General features: G+C 71.8%; 16 protein-coding genes. 8 read left to right on the top strand and 8 right to left on the bottom strand.

The genetic code is table 11. The features are described 5' to 3' along the window. Positions 1 to 45: 45 nt before the first annotated feature. The 3 genes from WFK95_RS05580 to WFK95_RS05570 are packed head-to-tail and all read left to right on the top strand — an operon-like array spanning position 46 to position 2275. Positions 46 to 735, top strand: coding sequence for a lipid droplet-associated protein (locus WFK95_RS05580; protein ID WP_224645875.1), 690 nt, complete (start codon positions 46 to 48; stop codon positions 733 to 735). Then, entirely contained in the window at positions 732 to 2069 is a 1338-nt protein-coding gene (xseA, locus tag WFK95_RS05575; protein ID WP_224645874.1) for an exodeoxyribonuclease VII large subunit, read from the top strand. The genes WFK95_RS05580 and xseA overlap by 4 nt, the downstream gene beginning before the upstream one ends. Further along, entirely contained in the window at positions 2066 to 2275 is a 210-nt protein-coding gene (locus tag WFK95_RS05570) for an exodeoxyribonuclease VII small subunit (RefSeq protein ID WP_224645873.1), read from the top strand. The genes xseA and WFK95_RS05570 overlap by 4 nt, the downstream gene beginning before the upstream one ends. Positions 2276 to 2293: 18 nt before the next feature. Here the strand turns inward: WFK95_RS05570 and WFK95_RS05565 are convergent, their stop codons facing one another. Continuing rightward, positions 2294 to 2908: a DUF4245 domain-containing protein gene (locus WFK95_RS05565; protein ID WP_224645872.1), complete on the bottom strand. Its 615-nt coding sequence runs from the start codon at positions 2906 to 2908 to the stop codon at positions 2294 to 2296. A 155-nt stretch (positions 2909 to 3063) separates the two neighbouring features. Here WFK95_RS05565 and glpX point away from each other — a divergent pair, with 155 nt between their 5' ends. Both glpX and WFK95_RS05555 read left to right on the top strand, forming a co-directional pair. Beyond that, entirely contained in the window at positions 3064 to 4071 is a 1008-nt protein-coding gene (gene glpX / locus WFK95_RS05560; RefSeq protein ID WP_259140637.1) for a class II fructose-bisphosphatase, read from the top strand. A gap of 59 nt (positions 4072 to 4130) precedes the next feature. Beyond that, positions 4131 to 5549: a class II fumarate hydratase gene (locus tag WFK95_RS05555; protein ID WP_336670088.1), complete on the top strand. Its 1419-nt coding sequence runs from the start codon at positions 4131 to 4133 to the stop codon at positions 5547 to 5549. Here WFK95_RS05555 and WFK95_RS05550 read toward each other — a convergent pair. Next, positions 5542 to 6129, bottom strand: a complete 588-nt coding sequence (locus tag WFK95_RS05550; protein ID WP_336670087.1) for an NPCBM/NEW2 domain-containing protein — start codon at positions 6127 to 6129, stop codon at positions 5542 to 5544. The genes WFK95_RS05555 and WFK95_RS05550 overlap by 8 nt on opposite strands. A 38-nt stretch (positions 6130 to 6167) precedes the next feature. Further along, positions 6168 to 6479 (bottom strand): hypothetical protein, encoded by a 312-nt coding sequence (locus WFK95_RS05545; protein ID WP_224645868.1) that lies wholly within the window; start codon positions 6477 to 6479, stop codon positions 6168 to 6170. A gap of 192 nt (positions 6480 to 6671) precedes the next feature. On the opposite strand from WFK95_RS05545, the gene WFK95_RS05540 reads away from it, so the two are divergent. After that, on the top strand, positions 6672 to 8204 hold the full coding sequence (locus tag WFK95_RS05540) for a serine/threonine-protein kinase (RefSeq protein WP_224645867.1): 1533 nt from the start codon (positions 6672 to 6674) through the stop codon (positions 8202 to 8204). Between the two features lie 10 nt (positions 8205 to 8214). Continuing rightward, complete coding sequence (locus tag WFK95_RS05535) at positions 8215 to 8796, top strand: class I SAM-dependent methyltransferase (RefSeq protein WP_224645866.1); 582 nt, start codon at positions 8215 to 8217, stop codon at positions 8794 to 8796. Between the two features lie 48 nt (positions 8797 to 8844). Here the strand turns inward: WFK95_RS05535 and WFK95_RS05530 are convergent, their stop codons facing one another. Then, positions 8845 to 10539: a fumarate hydratase gene (locus WFK95_RS05530; RefSeq protein ID WP_224645865.1), complete on the bottom strand. Its 1695-nt coding sequence runs from the start codon at positions 10537 to 10539 to the stop codon at positions 8845 to 8847. A gap of 79 nt (positions 10540 to 10618) precedes the next feature. Next, the gene (locus tag WFK95_RS05525; protein ID WP_224645864.1) at positions 10619 to 11062 is read right to left on the bottom strand and encodes an anthrone oxygenase family protein; all 444 of its coding nucleotides are present in this window, start codon (positions 11060 to 11062) and stop codon (positions 10619 to 10621) included. An 80-nt stretch (positions 11063 to 11142) separates the two neighbouring features. Here WFK95_RS05525 and WFK95_RS05520 point away from each other — a divergent pair, with 80 nt between their 5' ends. After that, on the top strand, positions 11143 to 12072 hold the full coding sequence (locus tag WFK95_RS05520; RefSeq protein WP_224645863.1) for an AraC family transcriptional regulator: 930 nt from the start codon (positions 11143 to 11145) through the stop codon (positions 12070 to 12072). Here WFK95_RS05520 and WFK95_RS05515 read toward each other — a convergent pair. The 3 genes from WFK95_RS05515 to WFK95_RS05505 form a co-directional block, all read right to left on the bottom strand. Continuing rightward, entirely contained in the window at positions 12065 to 13393 is a 1329-nt protein-coding gene (locus WFK95_RS05515; RefSeq protein ID WP_336670086.1) for a permease prefix domain 1-containing protein, read from the bottom strand. The genes WFK95_RS05520 and WFK95_RS05515 overlap by 8 nt on opposite strands. Next, positions 13390 to 13740 (bottom strand): PadR family transcriptional regulator, encoded by a 351-nt coding sequence (locus tag WFK95_RS05510; RefSeq protein WP_224645861.1) that lies wholly within the window; start codon positions 13738 to 13740, stop codon positions 13390 to 13392. Before WFK95_RS05510 ends, WFK95_RS05515 begins: the two co-directional genes overlap by 4 nt. 146 nt (positions 13741 to 13886) lie before the next feature. Then, the gene (locus WFK95_RS05505; protein WP_224645860.1) at positions 13887 to 15194 is read right to left on the bottom strand and encodes a PhoH family protein; all 1308 of its coding nucleotides are present in this window, start codon (positions 15192 to 15194) and stop codon (positions 13887 to 13889) included. Positions 15195 to 15373 lie beyond the last annotated feature (179 nt).

Below are 15373 nucleotides of genomic sequence, written 5' to 3'. Positions count from 1 at the left end.
GCACCTGACGGTGTGCCGGTGAGCGCGATGAGGCACCCTGGACACATGAGCCGTTTACCGTTCGTGGTCCGCGTCGCCGTCGGGGCCGTCGCCCTCGCCGCCGAGAAGGGCCAGGAGTTCGTCGGGGGCGCCGTGAGCGCCCCGCTCACGCTGGGCAGCAAGTCCGCGCAGGCCTTCATCCACGTCCAGCAGGACCTCGCCGACCTCGCCGTCCGCGGCGACCGCGCGCTCGAGAGCGTCTTCCCCGCCAAGGAGGAGGAGCAGGCCGCCTGGGCGACCTTCGACGACGACGAGGACGTCGACGTGGACCTGCCCGCGGCGAAGCCCGCTTACGGCGAGGTGCGGCCGGCCACCGAGCCCGCCCTCTCCCCCGAGGCCGCGCAGGCCGACGCCGCGCAGGCCGACGGTGCCGCGAAGTCCACCTCGGTCGCCACCGCCCCGCCGGCCGCGGACGAGCAGCCGGCCGCCGAGGAGGCACCGTCGGGCGCCGGGCGGTACGCGCTGTACAGCTCCCCCGCCCCGGCACCGTCGGACGCGGCGGCGCCCGCCGAGACCCCCGACGACCTGCCCGCCGCGGTGCTCCGCATCGACTACCCCGAGCTCACCCTGGCGCAGCTGCGCGGCCGGCTGCCCGGCCTGACCACGCCCGAGGTGGAGTCGCTCGTCGAGTACGAGCGCGGCCACAAGGCGCGGCCGCCCTTCCTCACGATGCTCGAGAACCGCATCACGCGGTGACCGGACCGGCTTCCACCAACGCGCCCGCCGGCGGCGCGGGCGGCCCGTCGACCGCGGAGCACCCGTGGCCGGTGCGCGTGGTCTCCATGAAGATCGCGCAGTGGATCGATCGCCTCGGCGAGGTGTGGGTCGAGGGGCAGATCACCCAGCTCAACCGCCGCGGCGGGGGCACCGCCTTCCTCACACTGCGCGACCCGTCGGCGAACGTCTCGGTGCAGGTCACATGCCTGCCGGCGGTCCTCGACCGCTCCGAGGTGCCGCTCACCGAGGGCACGCAGGTCATCGTGCGCGGCAGGTTCACCTACTGGACCGGCCGCGGCAGCCTGTCGCTGCGGATCACCGAGATCCGTGCCGTCGGCGTGGGCGAGCTGCTCGCCCGCATCGAACGGCTCCGGCAGCTGCTGCACGCCGAGGGCCTGTTCGACCCGCGGCTCAAGCGGCCGCTGCCCTTCCTGCCCCGCACCGTCGGGCTGGTGACCGCGCGGGCGAGCGCCGCCGAGCGCGACGTGCGATCGATCGCCGAGGGCCGCTGGCCCGACGTGCGGATCCGCGCCGAGTACGCCACCGTGCAGGGCCCGACCGCGGCCCCCCAGCTGGTGGCGGCCCTGCGCGCCCTCGACGCCGACCCCGAGGTCGACGTGATCATCATGGCCCGCGGCGGCGGCAGCGTGGAGGACCTGCTGCCCTTCTCCGACGAGACGCTGTGCCGCGCCGTGCACGCCGCCCGCACCCCCATCGTCTCCGCGATCGGCCACGAGCCCGACAACCCGCTCTGCGACTTCGCCGCCGACGTGCGCGCCGCGACGCCGACCGACGCCGCGAAGCGCGTGGTGCCCGACGTGGTCGCCGAGCTGGAGCGGATCGCCGAGCTGCGCGGGCGCGCGGCGGCGGCACTGCGCGGGTGGGTGCGCCGGGAGGAGCACACGCTCGACGCGTTGCGGTCGCGACCGGTGTTCGCGCATCCGCTGCGCCTCGTCGACGACCGCGCCGACGATGTCGCGCGCCTGCTGCGCGACGTCCGGCGGGACGTGCGGCGCACCGTCGAACGGGAATCCGAGCGGACCGCGCACCTGGCCGCGCGGCTGACGTCGCTCGGTCCCGCCGCGACGATGGCGCGCGGCTACGCCGTGGTGCAGAAGGTGACGCCGGACGGCGAGAATCCCGTGGTCCGCGGCATCGACGAACTCGCGCCCGGCTCGCAACTGCGGGTCCGGCTGCCCGACGGTGCCGCGACCGCTGCCGTCATGGGCGTGACGAAGCTGGGCGCCACAGCGCCGAAGAAGGGCATGGTCCCGCTGGGCGGAGCCCGGCCCGAACAGGAGGAGAACCGTTGACCGAGCAGACACCGGTGGCCGAGCTGGGCTACGAGCAGGCCCGCGACGAGCTCGCGGTCGTGGTGAAGCTGCTGGAGCAGGGCGGGATCGACCTGGACGAGTCGCTGAACCTGTGGGAGCGCGGCGAGGCGCTCGCCAAGCGCTGCGAGGAGCACCTCGCGGGTGCACGGGAGCGCATCGAGAAGGCGATCGCCGCCGAGGAGTGAGCGGACGGGCCGCGCCGCCTACCGGGGCGGGGCGGGGGCCGGCGCCCCGGACCGCGGCAGCGGCTGCTGCGACTGGACCGCGGCGGCCAGCTCGGTGAACCGCGGCACGGTGCCGCCGCCGAAGACGACGAGGACGGCACCGTCGACCTGGAGGACCCAGGCGCTGCGGTTCTTGTCGTTCGGGCCGTAGACGTCCCAGGTCCGGCCCTCGACGGGGACCGTGCCGGAGGGCTTGGCCTTCGCGCCGTAGACGGACTCGAGCACCACGTCGGCGGGCGATCCGGACTGCGAGAGCTGCAGCGAGTTCTTCTCGGGCGTCACGTAATTGACGGAGAAGACCTTGCCGCCGACCACGTCGTCGTCGCGGGTGGCGGTGGCCTTCCAGCCCTCCGGCACACCGTCGACCACGCCCGCGCCGCCGGGCATCCGCACCGGGAAGCCGAGCGTGTCCGCCGACACCTGGTAGACGCCCTTCGGGTTGATCGGCTCGACGGTCTCGTCCTTGGGGTCGGCGCCGAAGCCCAGCTTGAAGTTGCCGGATGCGAACAGCACGATCAGGCACAGAGCGAGCAGCGGAACCATCGTGAGCACCATGTCGCGACGGTTCTGCAGGATCCGGGGTTTGTCAGCCACGCCGTCCAGTATCCCGCGCGCGACGTCCGGCGGTGGAGGCGGGCATGGCGCGACGGGCCGTGGCCCGACCGGCCCCGTCGCCGACCGGTAGGGCATGGAAGAATCGAGCGAGGCCCGCCGCGCCCACCCGCGCGCATCGAGATCCGGAGGAATCCATGTCCGATACCCACGCTGAGAAGAACCCCATCGCGCCGGACCGGAACCTGGCCATGGAGCTGGTCCGCGTGACCGAGGCCGGCGCGCTCGCCGCGGGCCGCTGGGTGGGGCGCGGCCAGAAGGAGTCGGGCGACGGCGCGGCCGTGGACGCGATGCGCCAGCTGGTCTCGACGGTGTCGATGAGCGGTGTGGTCGTGATCGGCGAGGGCGAGAAGGACGAGGCGCCCATGCTCTACAACGGCGAAGAGGTGGGCAACGGCTTCGGCCCGTCGACCGACGTCGCCGTGGACCCCGTCGACGGCACGACGCTCATGGCCAAGGGCATGCCCGGCTCGATCGCGGTGCTCGCGGTCGCCGAGCGCGGCGCGATGTACGACCCCTCCGCCGTGTTCTACATGAACAAGATCGCCGTCGGCCCCGAGGCGGCCGGCGTCATCGACATCGAAGCCCCGATCGCGGACAACATCGCGAAGGTCGCCAAGGCCAAGGGCATCAAGGTCACCGACGTCACCCTGACGGTGCTGGACCGCCCCCGGCACGAGCAGCTCATCGCCGACATCCGCGCGACCGGCGCGATCGTGCGCCTCATCTCCGACGGTGACGTGGCCGGCGCCATCGCCGCCGCCCGCCCCGAGGCCAAGACCGACATCCTCGTCGGCATCGGCGGCACCCCCGAGGGCATCATCGCCGCGGCCGCACTGCGCTGCATGGGCGGCGAGATCCAGGGCACCCTGGCACCGTCGAACGACGTCGAGAAGCAGCGCCTCGCCGACCTGGGCATCGACCCGACCCAGGTGCTCGGCACCACCGACCTGGTGCGCGGCGAGCACGTCTACTTCGCGGCGACCGGCGTGACCGACGGCGACCTGCTGCGCGGCGTGCGCTACCGCGCCGACGGCGCCACCACGCAGTCGATCGTGATGCGCAGCAAGTCGGGCACCGTCCGCACCGTGGACGCGACCCACCGCCTGACCAAGCTCAAGACCTACGCGCAGATCTTCGACTGAGAGTGATCTTCTCCTCGGGCCCTGGGAACATTCCCGGGGCCCGAGTAGGTTTCTAAGGTATGGCTAACAACGCTGACACCCCGGAGACCGAGTACCGCATCGAGCACGACACCATGGGCGAGGTCCGGGTGCCCGTGAACGCCCTCTGGCGCGCGCAGACGCAGCGCGCCGTGGAGAACTTCCCGATCAGCTTCCGCCCGCTCGAGCGCGCCCAGATCCGCGCGATGGGGCTGCTCAAGGCCGCCGCGGCGCAGGTCAACCAGGACCTGGGGCTGCTGGCGCCGGAGAAGGCCGCCGCGATCATCGCCGCCGCGCAGGAGATCGCCGACGGGCTGCACGACGACCAGTTCCCGATCGACGTCTTCCAGACCGGCTCGGGTACCAGCTCGAACATGAACGCCAACGAGGTGATCGCCTCGCTCGCCGCACGCGCCGGGGTCCAGGTGCACCCCAACGACGACGTGAACATGTCGCAGTCGTCGAACGACACCTTCCCCACGGCGACGCACGTCGCCGCGACCGAGGGCGCCGTCACCACTCTGATCCCCGCGCTGGAGCACCTGCAGGCGGCGCTGGCCACGAAGGCCTCCGCCTGGCGCACGACGGTGAAGTCGGGCCGCACGCACCTCATGGACGCGGTGCCCGTGACGCTGGGCCAGGAGTTCGGCGGCTACGCCCGCCAGGTCGAGGCCGGCGTCGAGCGGGTGCGGGCCACGCTCCCCCGCGCCGGCGAGGTGCCGATCGGCGGCACCGCCGTCGGCACGGGCCTCAACGCGCCGGAGCGCTTCGGTTCGCTCGTGGTGGCGGAGCTGGTGCGGCTCACGGGGGTCGAGGACATCCGGCTGGCGAAGGACAACTTCGAGGCGCAGGCCGCGCGCGACGGGCTCGTCGAACTGTCGGGCGCGCTGCGGACGATCGCGGTGTCGCTCACCAAGATCGCGAACGACGTGCGCTGGATGGGCTCCGGGCCGCTCACCGGGCTCGGCGAGATCGCGCTCCCCGACCTGCAGCCCGGCAGCTCGATCATGCCCGGCAAGGTGAACCCGGTGCTCCCCGAGGCCGTGACGCAGGTGGCCGCGCAGGTGATCGGCAACGACGCCGCGGTGGCGTGGGGCGGCGGCAACGGCGCCTTCGAGCTCAACGTCTACATCCCGATGATGGCGCGCAACGTGCTCGAGTCGATAACACTGCTGGCCAACGTCTCCCGGCTCTTCGCGGACAAGTGCATCGAAGGGCTGGTCGCGCACGAGGACCGGCTGCGGACGCTCGCCGAATCCTCGCCGTCGATCGTGACCCCGCTCAACTCGCTCATCGGCTACGAGGAGGCGGCGGCCGTAGCGAAGCAGGCGCTCAAGGAGGGCAAGACGATCCGGCAGACGGTGATCGACCGCGGCCTGATCGGCGAGAAGCTCACGCTTGAGGAGCTGGACCGCCGGCTCGACGTGCTGGCGATGGCCAACGTCGACCGGGTCAGGTGAGGCTCGCGGCGCCGATGGCGCCGTAGGGCGCCGGGGCGGGCGCGCACTCACCGTCGGTCGCGAGGGCGGAGACGGTGACCGACCGGGCACCGTCGAGCGGGATCGCGATGGTCTGCGGCGCATCGTCGCGCGCGAGGACAGCGGCGAGCTTGGTCGCGCCGTCGACGATGAAGGAGACGCGCACCCGCAGGTCGCGCGGGGTGTGCGGCTGGAGTCCGAGGACGCCCGTGAGCTTGGTGAACTCGCCGCCGAGCCGGTAGACGGCGGTCGCCGCAGTGCCCTCGCAGCCGATCCAGACGCCGGTCGCGCTGCGGTACGTGGTGCCCGCGAGGGTCGCGGTGAGGGCCTGGCCGGTGTCACCGACGGCGCTGGAGCTGGCGAGGCGGGCGTAGAGCGGCGTGCCGGTGGGCGTCGGACTGACGTCCTCCGTCGCCGTGAGCGACGAGGCCGTGGCCGTCTTCGCCTCCACGCTGTGCGAGCCCGGGTGCGCCTCGTTCGGCGGTGCCGCCTGCGCCCCGCAGCCGGCGATGGCGAAGGCGGCTGCACAGGTCGCTGCAGTGAAACTTGTTCTCAATCTCACCCGCTGAGGATAGCCCGTCGCCGGGCCCGTGGAACCGGTCAGCGACGATCGACGAGCACATAGGACGCGCCCGCGGCGGCCGCCGCCACGGCGAGCACCGACGGCCACGCGCCGATCTTCTTCGCCAGCGGATGCGACGCACCGAATCCGCCCAGGTAGACCGCCCCGAGCGCGGCCGCCGTGCCCGCTCCCGACTTCGCGTGCCAGCCCTGGGCCGCCGCGGCACCCGCCGCCGCGAGCACGACGCCGCCGAGCGGGCGGATCCCCGTCTCCCGAGCGATGTAGTAGCCGCCCACGAGACCCGCGGCGGCGATCGGGGCGGTGCCGATCCGGTCGATGATGTCGGTCATTCCTCGACAGTACCCACTACTGGGCGTAGTAGACCCGTGTCGCGCGGCGCACGACCGATTCCCTGCGGGTTTCGGCGACCGAATCGCAGGTCGGCGCCGCCGAAACCGCAGGGAACTGATCGAGGAGCTCTCAGCCGAACAACACCCGCCCGCCGGAGCCTGTCGCGGTAGGTTCTTCGCGGGGAGGTCAGCATGACACTGGTATCGGGCGAGATCTTCGCCGGCTACACGATCGTTCGACAGCTCGGCGCCGGCGGTATGGGCGAGGTCTATCTCGCGCAGCACCCACGATTGCCCCGGCAGGACGCGATCAAAGTCCTGCCCCCGCAGCTCGCCTCCGACGAGGTTTTCCGCCAGCGATTCCTCCGCGAAGCGGACCTCGCCGCGGGCCTGAACCACCCGAACATCGTCAGCGTGCTCGACCGCGGCGAGGATTCGGGCCGGCTGTGGCTGTCGATGCCCTACATCGACGGTATCGATGCGGCGGCCCGCCTCGGCCGGTCACCGAACGGCCTTCCGTTCGACGAGGTGATCGCCATCATCCGCGACACCGCCGCCGCGCTCGACTTCGCCCATCATCGCGGGGTACTTCACCGCGACGTCAAACCCGCGAACATCATGCTCGACGGGTCTCGCGCGCTCCTCACGGACTTCGGCATCGCTCGCGCCGCCGACGACGCGTCGGATCTGACCGCGACGGGCACCACCATCGGCTCCGTTGCGTACTCCGCGCCGGAACAACTCCGTGGGGAACCCATCGGACCTGCGGCCGACACGTACTCGCTCGCCGCCACCGCCTACGCCCTGCTCACCGGCCTCCGCCCGTTCGATCGCAGCAGCCCGGTGGCGGTCGTCGCGGCCGCGCTCGACGGCCAGGTCCCATCGGCGCATGCGGCCCGTCCCGACCTGCCACCGAGCATCGACGCGGTCCTCGCGCGCGGAATGTCCCGCGCGGCGCACGACCGTCCCTCGACGGCGGGCGGATTCGCTGCCGAACTGGCCGCGACGCGCTCTGGCGCGAGCGACTCCACCGTGCTCCGCCCGGCGCCCACGGGCCACCAGTACGACCGCACGATGATCGCGCCCACCCCCACGCCGCCACCGGCGTCGGCGCCGAACATCGCGGGAGCGCCGACGCCCGCAGCGAGTAGTCCACGTCGACGGTGGGCACTACCTGCCGCCGCCACGGCAGTCGTACTGCTCGGAGCAGCCGTCGCCGGAGCGGTACTCCTGACCCGCTCCCCCGAATCCGACATCCCTACCGCCGCTACAAATCCACCACCGAGCGCCACGGTATCGACCACTGCCGGACCGGCCACGGTCACGGCGGCACCGTCCACGGTGACGGTCCAGCCCACCGCGACGACGACGGCGCCGCCGCCGCGGCCCTCGGCGGATCTCGGGCTCGGCAAGCCCGTGAGCACGCCGGCGTGCGACGGCCGGTACATCCTGGCCCTCGTCTCGATCGAGGAGAGCAACCCGTCGCTGCGCGCCCTCGTCACCGCGCGCCTCACCGCCGAGCCCACCGCGCAGTACTTCTACAGCGGAGCCCTCAACTGCGGCTCGATCAACGCGGTCGATGCGAACGGCGAACGTTTCTACACCCCGTACATCGACTACGGCACCGACCTCGGGGCCGCCTGCTATGCGGTGCAGCACAGGAGTGGAGCGTACGTACGCACCCTCCGCAACGGCGTCGCGATCGGCACGAACCCCTGCGGGTAACTTGGACGGTATGAGCACGCCGCGCTGGTTCACGGACACCAAAGAAGGCCACAGCGAGTGGTACATCGAGCGCTTCCGGACGATGGCGCGCGAGGGCGCGGACCTCGCGGGTGAGGGTCGGCTCGTCAACGCGATGGTGGGCCGCGGTTCGCGGATCCTGGACGCCGGGTGCGGGCCGGGCCGGATCGGCGGCTACCTGCACTCGGTGGGCCACGACGTGACCGGAGTGGACGTGGACCCGAAGCTCATCGCCGCGGCGCAGGAGGATCATCCGGGCCCGCGGTGGCTCGTGCAGGACCTCGCGGAACTGGACCTCGACGGCACCTTCGACGCCATCGTCTGTGCGGGGAACGTGTTGGTCTTCGTCGCGGAGGGCACGGAGACGACGGTGCTCGCGAACTTCCGGAAGCATTTGACGCCAGAGGGTTTCGCGGTCGTCGGCTTCCACACCGACCGCGGCCTGAGTCCCGAGCAGCTGGACGCCCACGCCGCCGAAGCCGGCCTGCGGACCGACCTGCGCCTGTCCACCTGGGACGTCAAGCCCTGGCACGACGGCGCCGATTTCGCCGTGACGATCCTCCGCCCGGCCTGACGGAACGAGCGGCGCACCGTCGAACCCGACGGCGGTGCGCCGGACGGCCTACCGCTCCTTCGAGCGCACCCGGATCCCGCTGAGCGGCAAGGCGACCTCACCCGACGGATCGGTGAAGAAGTCGTTGCCCTTGTCGTCGACGACGATGAACGCGGGGAAGTTCTCGACCTCGATCTTCCACACGGCCTCCATGCCGAGCTCGGGGTACTCGATGACCTCCTGCGACTTGATGCAGTCGAGCGCGAGCCGGGCGGCGGGGCCGCCGATGGAGCCGAGGTAGAAGCCGCCGTGCGTGTCGCACGCCTGCGTGACCTGCTTCGACCGGTTCCCCTTCGCCAACATCACGAGAGATCCGCCCGCGGCCTGGAATTCATCGACGTAGCTGTCCATGCGGCCCGCGGTGGTGGGACCGAAGGAGCCGGACGCCATGCCCTCCGGCGTCTTCGCGGGTCCGGCGTAGTACACCGGGTGATCCTTGAGGTACTGCGGCATCGGGGCACCCGAGTCGAGCAGGTCCTTGATCTTGGCGTGCGCGATGTCGCGCGCGACGACCAGCGGTCCGGTCAGCGACAGTCGCGTCTTCACGGGGTACTTCGACAGCTCGGCGAGGATCTCGGACATCGGCCGGTTCAGGTCGATCTCGACGACCGCGCCGCCCTCGATGTCCTCCGCCACACCGGCATCCGGCATGTACTGCGCCGGGTCGGTCTCCAGCTGCTCCAGGAAGACTCCGTCCGCGGTGATCTTGCCGAGCGCCTGGCGGTCCGCGGAGCACGACACCGCGATCGCGACGGGCAGCGAGGCTCCGTGCCGGGGCAGGCGCACGACGCGCACGTCGTGGCAGAAGTACTTGCCGCCGAATTGCGCACCGATGCCGAAGGACTGGGTGAGCTCGAAGACCTTCTCCTCCAGCTCCTTGTCGCGGAAGCCGTGCGCCGAGATCGATCCCGTCTCGGGCAGCTCGTCGAGGTAGTGCGCCGAGGCGTACTTCGCGGTCTTGAGCGCGAACTCGGCGGACGTGCCTCCGATGACGATCGCGAGGTGGTACGGCGGGCAGGCCGCGGTGCCCAGCGAGCGGATCTTCTCGTCGAGGAACTTCAGGATGCGGTCCGGGTTGAGGATCGCCTTCGTCTCCTGGAACAGGAAGGACTTGTTGGCCGAGCCGCCGCCCTTGGCCATGAACAGGAATTTGTACTCCGGACCCTTCGGCCCCTGCTCGGTGGCGTAGATCTCCACCTGGGCCGGCAGGTTGGTGCCGGTGTTCTTCTCCTCGTACATGGTGATCGGCGCGTTCTGCGAGTAGCGCAGGTTGAGCTTGGTGTACGCGTCGTAGACGCCGCGGGAGACCCACTCCCCGTCGTCCACGCCGGTCAGCACGCCCTCGGACTTCTTGCCCATGACGATCGCGGTGCCGGTGTCCTGGCACATCGGCAGCACGCCGCCCGCGGAGATGTTGACGTTCTTGAGCAGGTCGAGCGCCACGAAGCGGTCGTTGCCCGACGCCTCGGGGTCGTCGATGATCTTCCGCAGCTGCTGCAGGTGCGCGGGCCGCAGGTAGTGGCTGATGTCGTGCATCGCCTCCGCGGTCAGCTGCTGCAGCGCCTCGGGCGCGACCTTGAGGAACTTCTGCCCGTCGACCTCGAAGGTCTCCACGCCCTCGGCCGTGACGAGCCGGTAGGGCGTCGTGTCGGGGCCGATGGGCAGCAGGTCGGAATAGATGAATTCGGGGCTGTTCGAAGTCACGTATCGAGAGTATTCCCCGGCGGATCGCCGGTCCGGGTTAGGTTGCCCTACCTGCGGCGACCCGGGCCCGACGGTGCCGTCACCGCAGGGCCGGGACCGCGAGGCCCACGGCGGCCACGACGCTGAGCCACAGCCGCGCCAGGTTCCACGTTCCCCAGGTGCGCGCGAACTCGGCCCATTCGACGGTGCCCGCCATCAGCCGCTGGTTCAAGGGGACGTTCACCGCGATGGTGAACACGAAGGCCGCGACCGCACAGAGCGCCCCCAGCCCGGCGGCGAGGGTCCGGGCGTCGAAGCCCTCCGCGATCACCAGCCAGACGGCGGCGACGACCGGCAGCAGCGCGCCCAGCATGAAGAGCGCGAGGAAGGGCGGCCGCTCGACCGCGACGTTCATCCGGCGCATTGCGTCGGCACCGTCGGGGGCGCCCCGCTCGGCCGTGATCACCGTGGCGTACGCGAAGTAGAAGCCGGCCAGCACCGCGCTGAGCAGGGCGGCCGATCCGAGGAGGAGTTTGAGTGTCATGGATCAAGGATCGCGCCCGAGCGTGGCGCGATCCATGGTTCAGACCCCGGATCGCATACGCATTCGTCTAACCTGACGGGGTGGACCCGCTGTTCCGGATGGTGTCCGGGCTCCGCGCCCAGGGCCTGTTCTCGCTGCGCATCTCGATGGTTCCGCCGTGGTCGGTGGACATCGACGACGGTGCGCCGCTGAGCGTGATCGCGGTCGACCGCGGCGCCGCCTGGATCGCCGGAGCGGACACCCGGATCCGGCTCGAGGCGGGCGCCGTCGCGCTGGTCGCGCACGGGCCGCACTACGTCGTCGCCGACGAGCCGGATCGCCCGCCGACCGTCCGGATCGAGGAGGGCGGCGCGTGCGTGCCGCTCACCGAGTCGATGCGCTCGACCACGCACCGCGGCCTGCTGACGTGGGGCAACCACGACGAGGGCCCGGATCAGCTGTTGGTCGGTACCTACGCCTCGGCCTCCCAGGTGGGCCGGCACCTCGTCGCGCAGCTCCCCGAGTTCACGGTGCTGCCGCCCGGCGAGGTCGACGAAGCGCTGATCGGGCTGATGCGCCGCGAGCTCGCGGATCCGCGCCCCGGCCACAGCTTCGTCATCGACCGGCTCCTCGACGTCGTCGTCTGCGCCGCGATCCGCTCCGCCGCCCGCACCGCCCCGACGGGGTGGCTGTCGGGCACCGTCGACGACGTGGTCGCGGGCGCGCTGGACCTCATCCACGAGTCGCCGGACGAGCCGTGGACGGTGGCCTCCCTGGCCGGCGCGCTGCACGTCTCCCGGGCCGGCCTGGCGGCGCGGTTCCGCGCCGGGGTCGGCGAGCCGCCCGGCCGCTACCTCACGCTGTGGCGGCTCACCCTCGCGGCCGACGCGCTGACCTCGTCGGACGACGGGCTCGAGGCGATCGCCCGGCGCGTGGGCTACGGCTCCGCCTTCGCGCTGAGCGCCGCGTTCAAGCGCCACCACGGCCTGAGCCCGTCGCAGTTCCGCGCCCGCGAGGCCGCCGTCAGCTGAATCCGAAGAGCGGCGGGAAGGCGAGGGCGACGACCGCCGCCCACGCCGCGTACGCGGGCAGCGTGCTCGTCTGCCAGCGCTCGATCGCGGCGAAGTCCCTGCTCCCCCGGACGAATCCGAGCCCCATCCGGGCCGCGCCCGCGAGGATCACCAGCAGCACCAGGTTCAAGCCCAGGACCGCGGCCTTGTTCGGCGACGTGCCGAACTCGGCGGTGCGGGTGACCATCGCGACGAGCACCACGAGGTCGACGGCGATCGCCGCGACGACCAGCGCCACCTGCAGCCGGTCGAAGACGTCCGGCCGGCGCCGCGGGTCACGGGCGGAGACCGCGTACAGCAGCAGCCCGACGACGAGCACGAGGACCACCGTCATCAGCACCAGCAGGTCGCGGTCGGCGCCGATCAGGCCCGGGCGCGACGCGAAGGCGCCGAGCACCACCACGAGCATGACCAGCGTGATCGGGGTGAAGATCCGCGTGAGCACGGGCGCGATGTTCTCGATCACCTCCTGCTTCGCCTGGACCAGCCACGCGGCCACCAGCACCGCGCCGCCGACGCACAGCGGCAGCGCCCACTCGGTGACCGGCGACTCCGCGTCCAGCCCGACGGCGCCCAGCGCCGCGATCGTCAGGCCCGTGATCGCGCCGCCGCCGAGGGCGATGAGCAGGAAGTAGATGACGAACTCGCCGGTGAACCGCACGAAGTCCATCCGCCGGGGCGCCGAACGCCACGCGCCGCCGGTGTAGGCGACGCCCACGCCGAACCACAGCACCACCGGCGCGGCGACGACGGCCAGGACCTCTGTGGAGCCGCCGGACTCGAACGGGTACGCGGCGAGGAGACCCGCCATCACCGCGAAGCCGCCGAGCACCACCGCCACGGCCCGCCGGGGCATCGCGCGCTTCCAGGCGAAGTACCCGACGAGGAAGGGCGCCACCGCGAACCCGACGAAGCGCGGCGCGGACTCACCGAGCAGGTGCAGCACCGCGAGCAGCGACAATCCCGCCGCGCCGCCGAGTGCGAGCACCACCGGCAGCTCGCCGCGCCGTGCGGATTCGTCCTCGGCGCTGCCCAGCACCAGTTGCTTCCACAGCCGCTCGGAGTGCTCGCGGGCGAACTCGTGCGCCACCGCGTCGGCGGCACCCATTCGCTTGACCGCGACGAGGAAGGACTCGTCGCCGTCGAGGCCGCGGGCCTCGAGGTCGGAGATCTGATCCCGCAGATGGGACTCGAGCTCGTCGACCTCGTCGGCCCGCATCCGGCGCCGGCCCTCCAGGTAGCCGCGCCACTGCCGGATCTGCGCGTCGACCGGGCCGGTCATGCGAGCCCCGGCTGCGGCGCACCGTCGGACCAGAGGCCGTCGAGGGCGGCACTCACGACCCGCCACTGGTCCCGACGGTCCGCGAGCGCCTCCCGCCCGGCGGGCGTGATGGCGTAGTGCTTGCGCTTGCGGCCGGTGTCGGCGACGCCCCACCGCGATTCGACGTGCCCGAGCCGCTCGAGGCGGTGCAGCAACGGGTAGAGCATGCCGTCGGACCACTCCAGCCGCCCGCCCGAGAGCTCCCGGATGCGGGTGAGGATCGCGTAGCCGTAGCTGTCGCCGCTGCTGAGGATGCTCAGCACCAGCGGGGTCGCCGACGCGGCGACCAGATCCTTATCGATGTGCATCGACCCTCCATACCTAGAACCACTAGGTACAGATATACCTTGCGGTTCTAGGTATAGCAACGGGGCACGTTCCGAAGCCGGGCTCCTGGGGCCGCACGGCGACGTATTTCCATCGTGGTCGTGCAGGAGGCCGGTTTCGGAACGGGCTACGCGCCGGGGGCGAACTCCTCCAGCATCTCGGTGACCAGGGCCGCGATCGGCGAGCGCTCGGAGCGGGTGAGCGTGACGTGCGCGAACAGCGGGTGGCCCTTGAGCTTCTCGATCACCGCGGCGACGCCGTCGTGCCGGCCGACGCGCAGGTTGTCGCGCTGGGCGACGTCGTGCGTGAGCACCACCCGCGAACCCGAGCCGAGGCGCGAAAGCACGGTGAGCAGCACGTTGCGCTCCAGCGACTGCGCCTCGTCGACGATCACGAAGGAGTCGTGCAGCGAGCGGCCGCGGATGTGCGTGAGCGGCAGCACCTCCAGCATCCCGCGCGACATCACCTCGTCCATCACCTCGGGCGAGGCGAGCCCGTCGAGGGTGTCGTAGACGGCCTGCGCCCACGGCCCCATCTTCTCGTTCTCGGAGCCGGGCAGATAGCCGAGGTCCTGGCCGCCGACCGCGTACAGCGGGCGGAAGACGACCACCTTGCGCTGCGTGCGCTTCTCCAGCACGGCCTCGAGCCCCGCACAGAGCGCCAGCGCGGACTTGCCGGTGCCGGCCTTGCCGCCGAGGGAGACGATCCCCACCGACTCGTCGAGCAGCAGGTCCAGCGCGACGCGCTGTTCCGCGCTGCGCCCGTGCAGCCCGAAGGCCTCCCGATCGCCGCGCACCAGCTGCAGCTGCTTCTCCGCGGTCACGCGGCCGAGCGCGCTGGACGTGCCGCCCAGCAGCCGCACGCCCGTGTTGCACGGCAGCTCCCGCGCGGCGTCGTGATCGACGACCCCGCCCGCGAACAGCGCGTCGATCACCTCGCGCGAGACCTCGAGCTCCTCCATGCCGGTCCAGCCGGAGGTCACCACGTCCTGCGCCCGGTACTCGTCGGCATCCAGCCCCACCGCGCCGGCCTTGACCCGCAGCGGGATGTCCTTCGAGACCAGCACCACGTCGCGGCCCTCGGCGCGCAGGTTCAGCGCGCAGGCGAGGATGCGGGCGTCGTTGGTCTCCGTGCGGAAACCGACCGGCAGCACCGTCGGATCGATGTGGTTGAGCTCGACCTGGACCGTGCCGCCGCCCGGGGTGGGGATCGGCTGGTCGAGTCGGCCGTGCTCGAGCCGCAGGTCGTCGAGCATGCGCAGGGACTCGCGGGCGAACCAGCCGAGTTCGGCGTGGTGACGCTTGCCCTCGAGTTCGCTGATCACCACGAGCGGGAGCACCACGTCGTGCTCGGCGAAGCGGGTGATGGCCCAGGGATCGGACAGCAGGACGGAGGTGTCGAGCACGTACGTGCGGGGGGTCTCACGGAAAGACACGGTGACGCTCCTAGCCTGCGCGGCGCCCACGCAAGCGTGTAGCTGCGGCCGGCCGGTCCAAACGCCCTCGGTGCGCGGTTTACGCCCCGACGACGAGGACCGGGGCCGGCCCTCTCGCGACGATGAGTCGAGTCACGGTTGGAACCTCCCGGGACGAACTGCTTCCCCGCAATCCGTCA

The organism is Tsukamurella sp. USMM236 (assembly GCF_037148755.1).
Classification (GTDB): domain Bacteria; phylum Actinomycetota; class Actinomycetes; order Mycobacteriales; family Mycobacteriaceae; genus Tsukamurella.
The sequence above is the reverse complement of the archived record's forward strand: the minus strand, read 5'-3'. Positions and strand labels throughout refer to the sequence as shown.

Excerpts from the sequence above, each read along its gene's own strand:
- WFK95_RS05525 (WP_224645864.1), bottom strand. The coding sequence starts at position 11,062 with ATGACACTCAAACTCCTCCTCGGATCGGCCGCCCTGCTCAGCGCGGTG.
- WFK95_RS05555 (WP_336670088.1), top strand. The coding sequence starts at position 4,131 with ATGGCTAACAACGCTGACACCCCGGAGACCGAGTACCGCATCGAGCAC.
- WFK95_RS05580 (WP_224645875.1), top strand. The coding sequence starts at position 46 with ATGAGCCGTTTACCGTTCGTGGTCCGCGTCGCCGTCGGGGCCGTCGCC.
- glpX (WP_259140637.1), top strand. The coding sequence starts at position 3,064 with ATGTCCGATACCCACGCTGAGAAGAACCCCATCGCGCCGGACCGGAAC.
- WFK95_RS05545 (WP_224645868.1), bottom strand. The coding sequence starts at position 6,479 with ATGACCGACATCATCGACCGGATCGGCACCGCCCCGATCGCCGCCGCG.
- WFK95_RS05510 (WP_224645861.1), bottom strand. The coding sequence starts at position 13,740 with ATGCACATCGATAAGGATCTGGTCGCCGCGTCGGCGACCCCGCTGGTG.
- WFK95_RS05540 (WP_224645867.1), top strand. The coding sequence starts at position 6,672 with ATGACACTGGTATCGGGCGAGATCTTCGCCGGCTACACGATCGTTCGA.
- WFK95_RS05535 (WP_224645866.1), top strand. The coding sequence starts at position 8,215 with ATGAGCACGCCGCGCTGGTTCACGGACACCAAAGAAGGCCACAGCGAG.
- WFK95_RS05515 (WP_336670086.1), bottom strand. The coding sequence starts at position 13,393 with ATGACCGGCCCGGTCGACGCGCAGATCCGGCAGTGGCGCGGCTACCTG.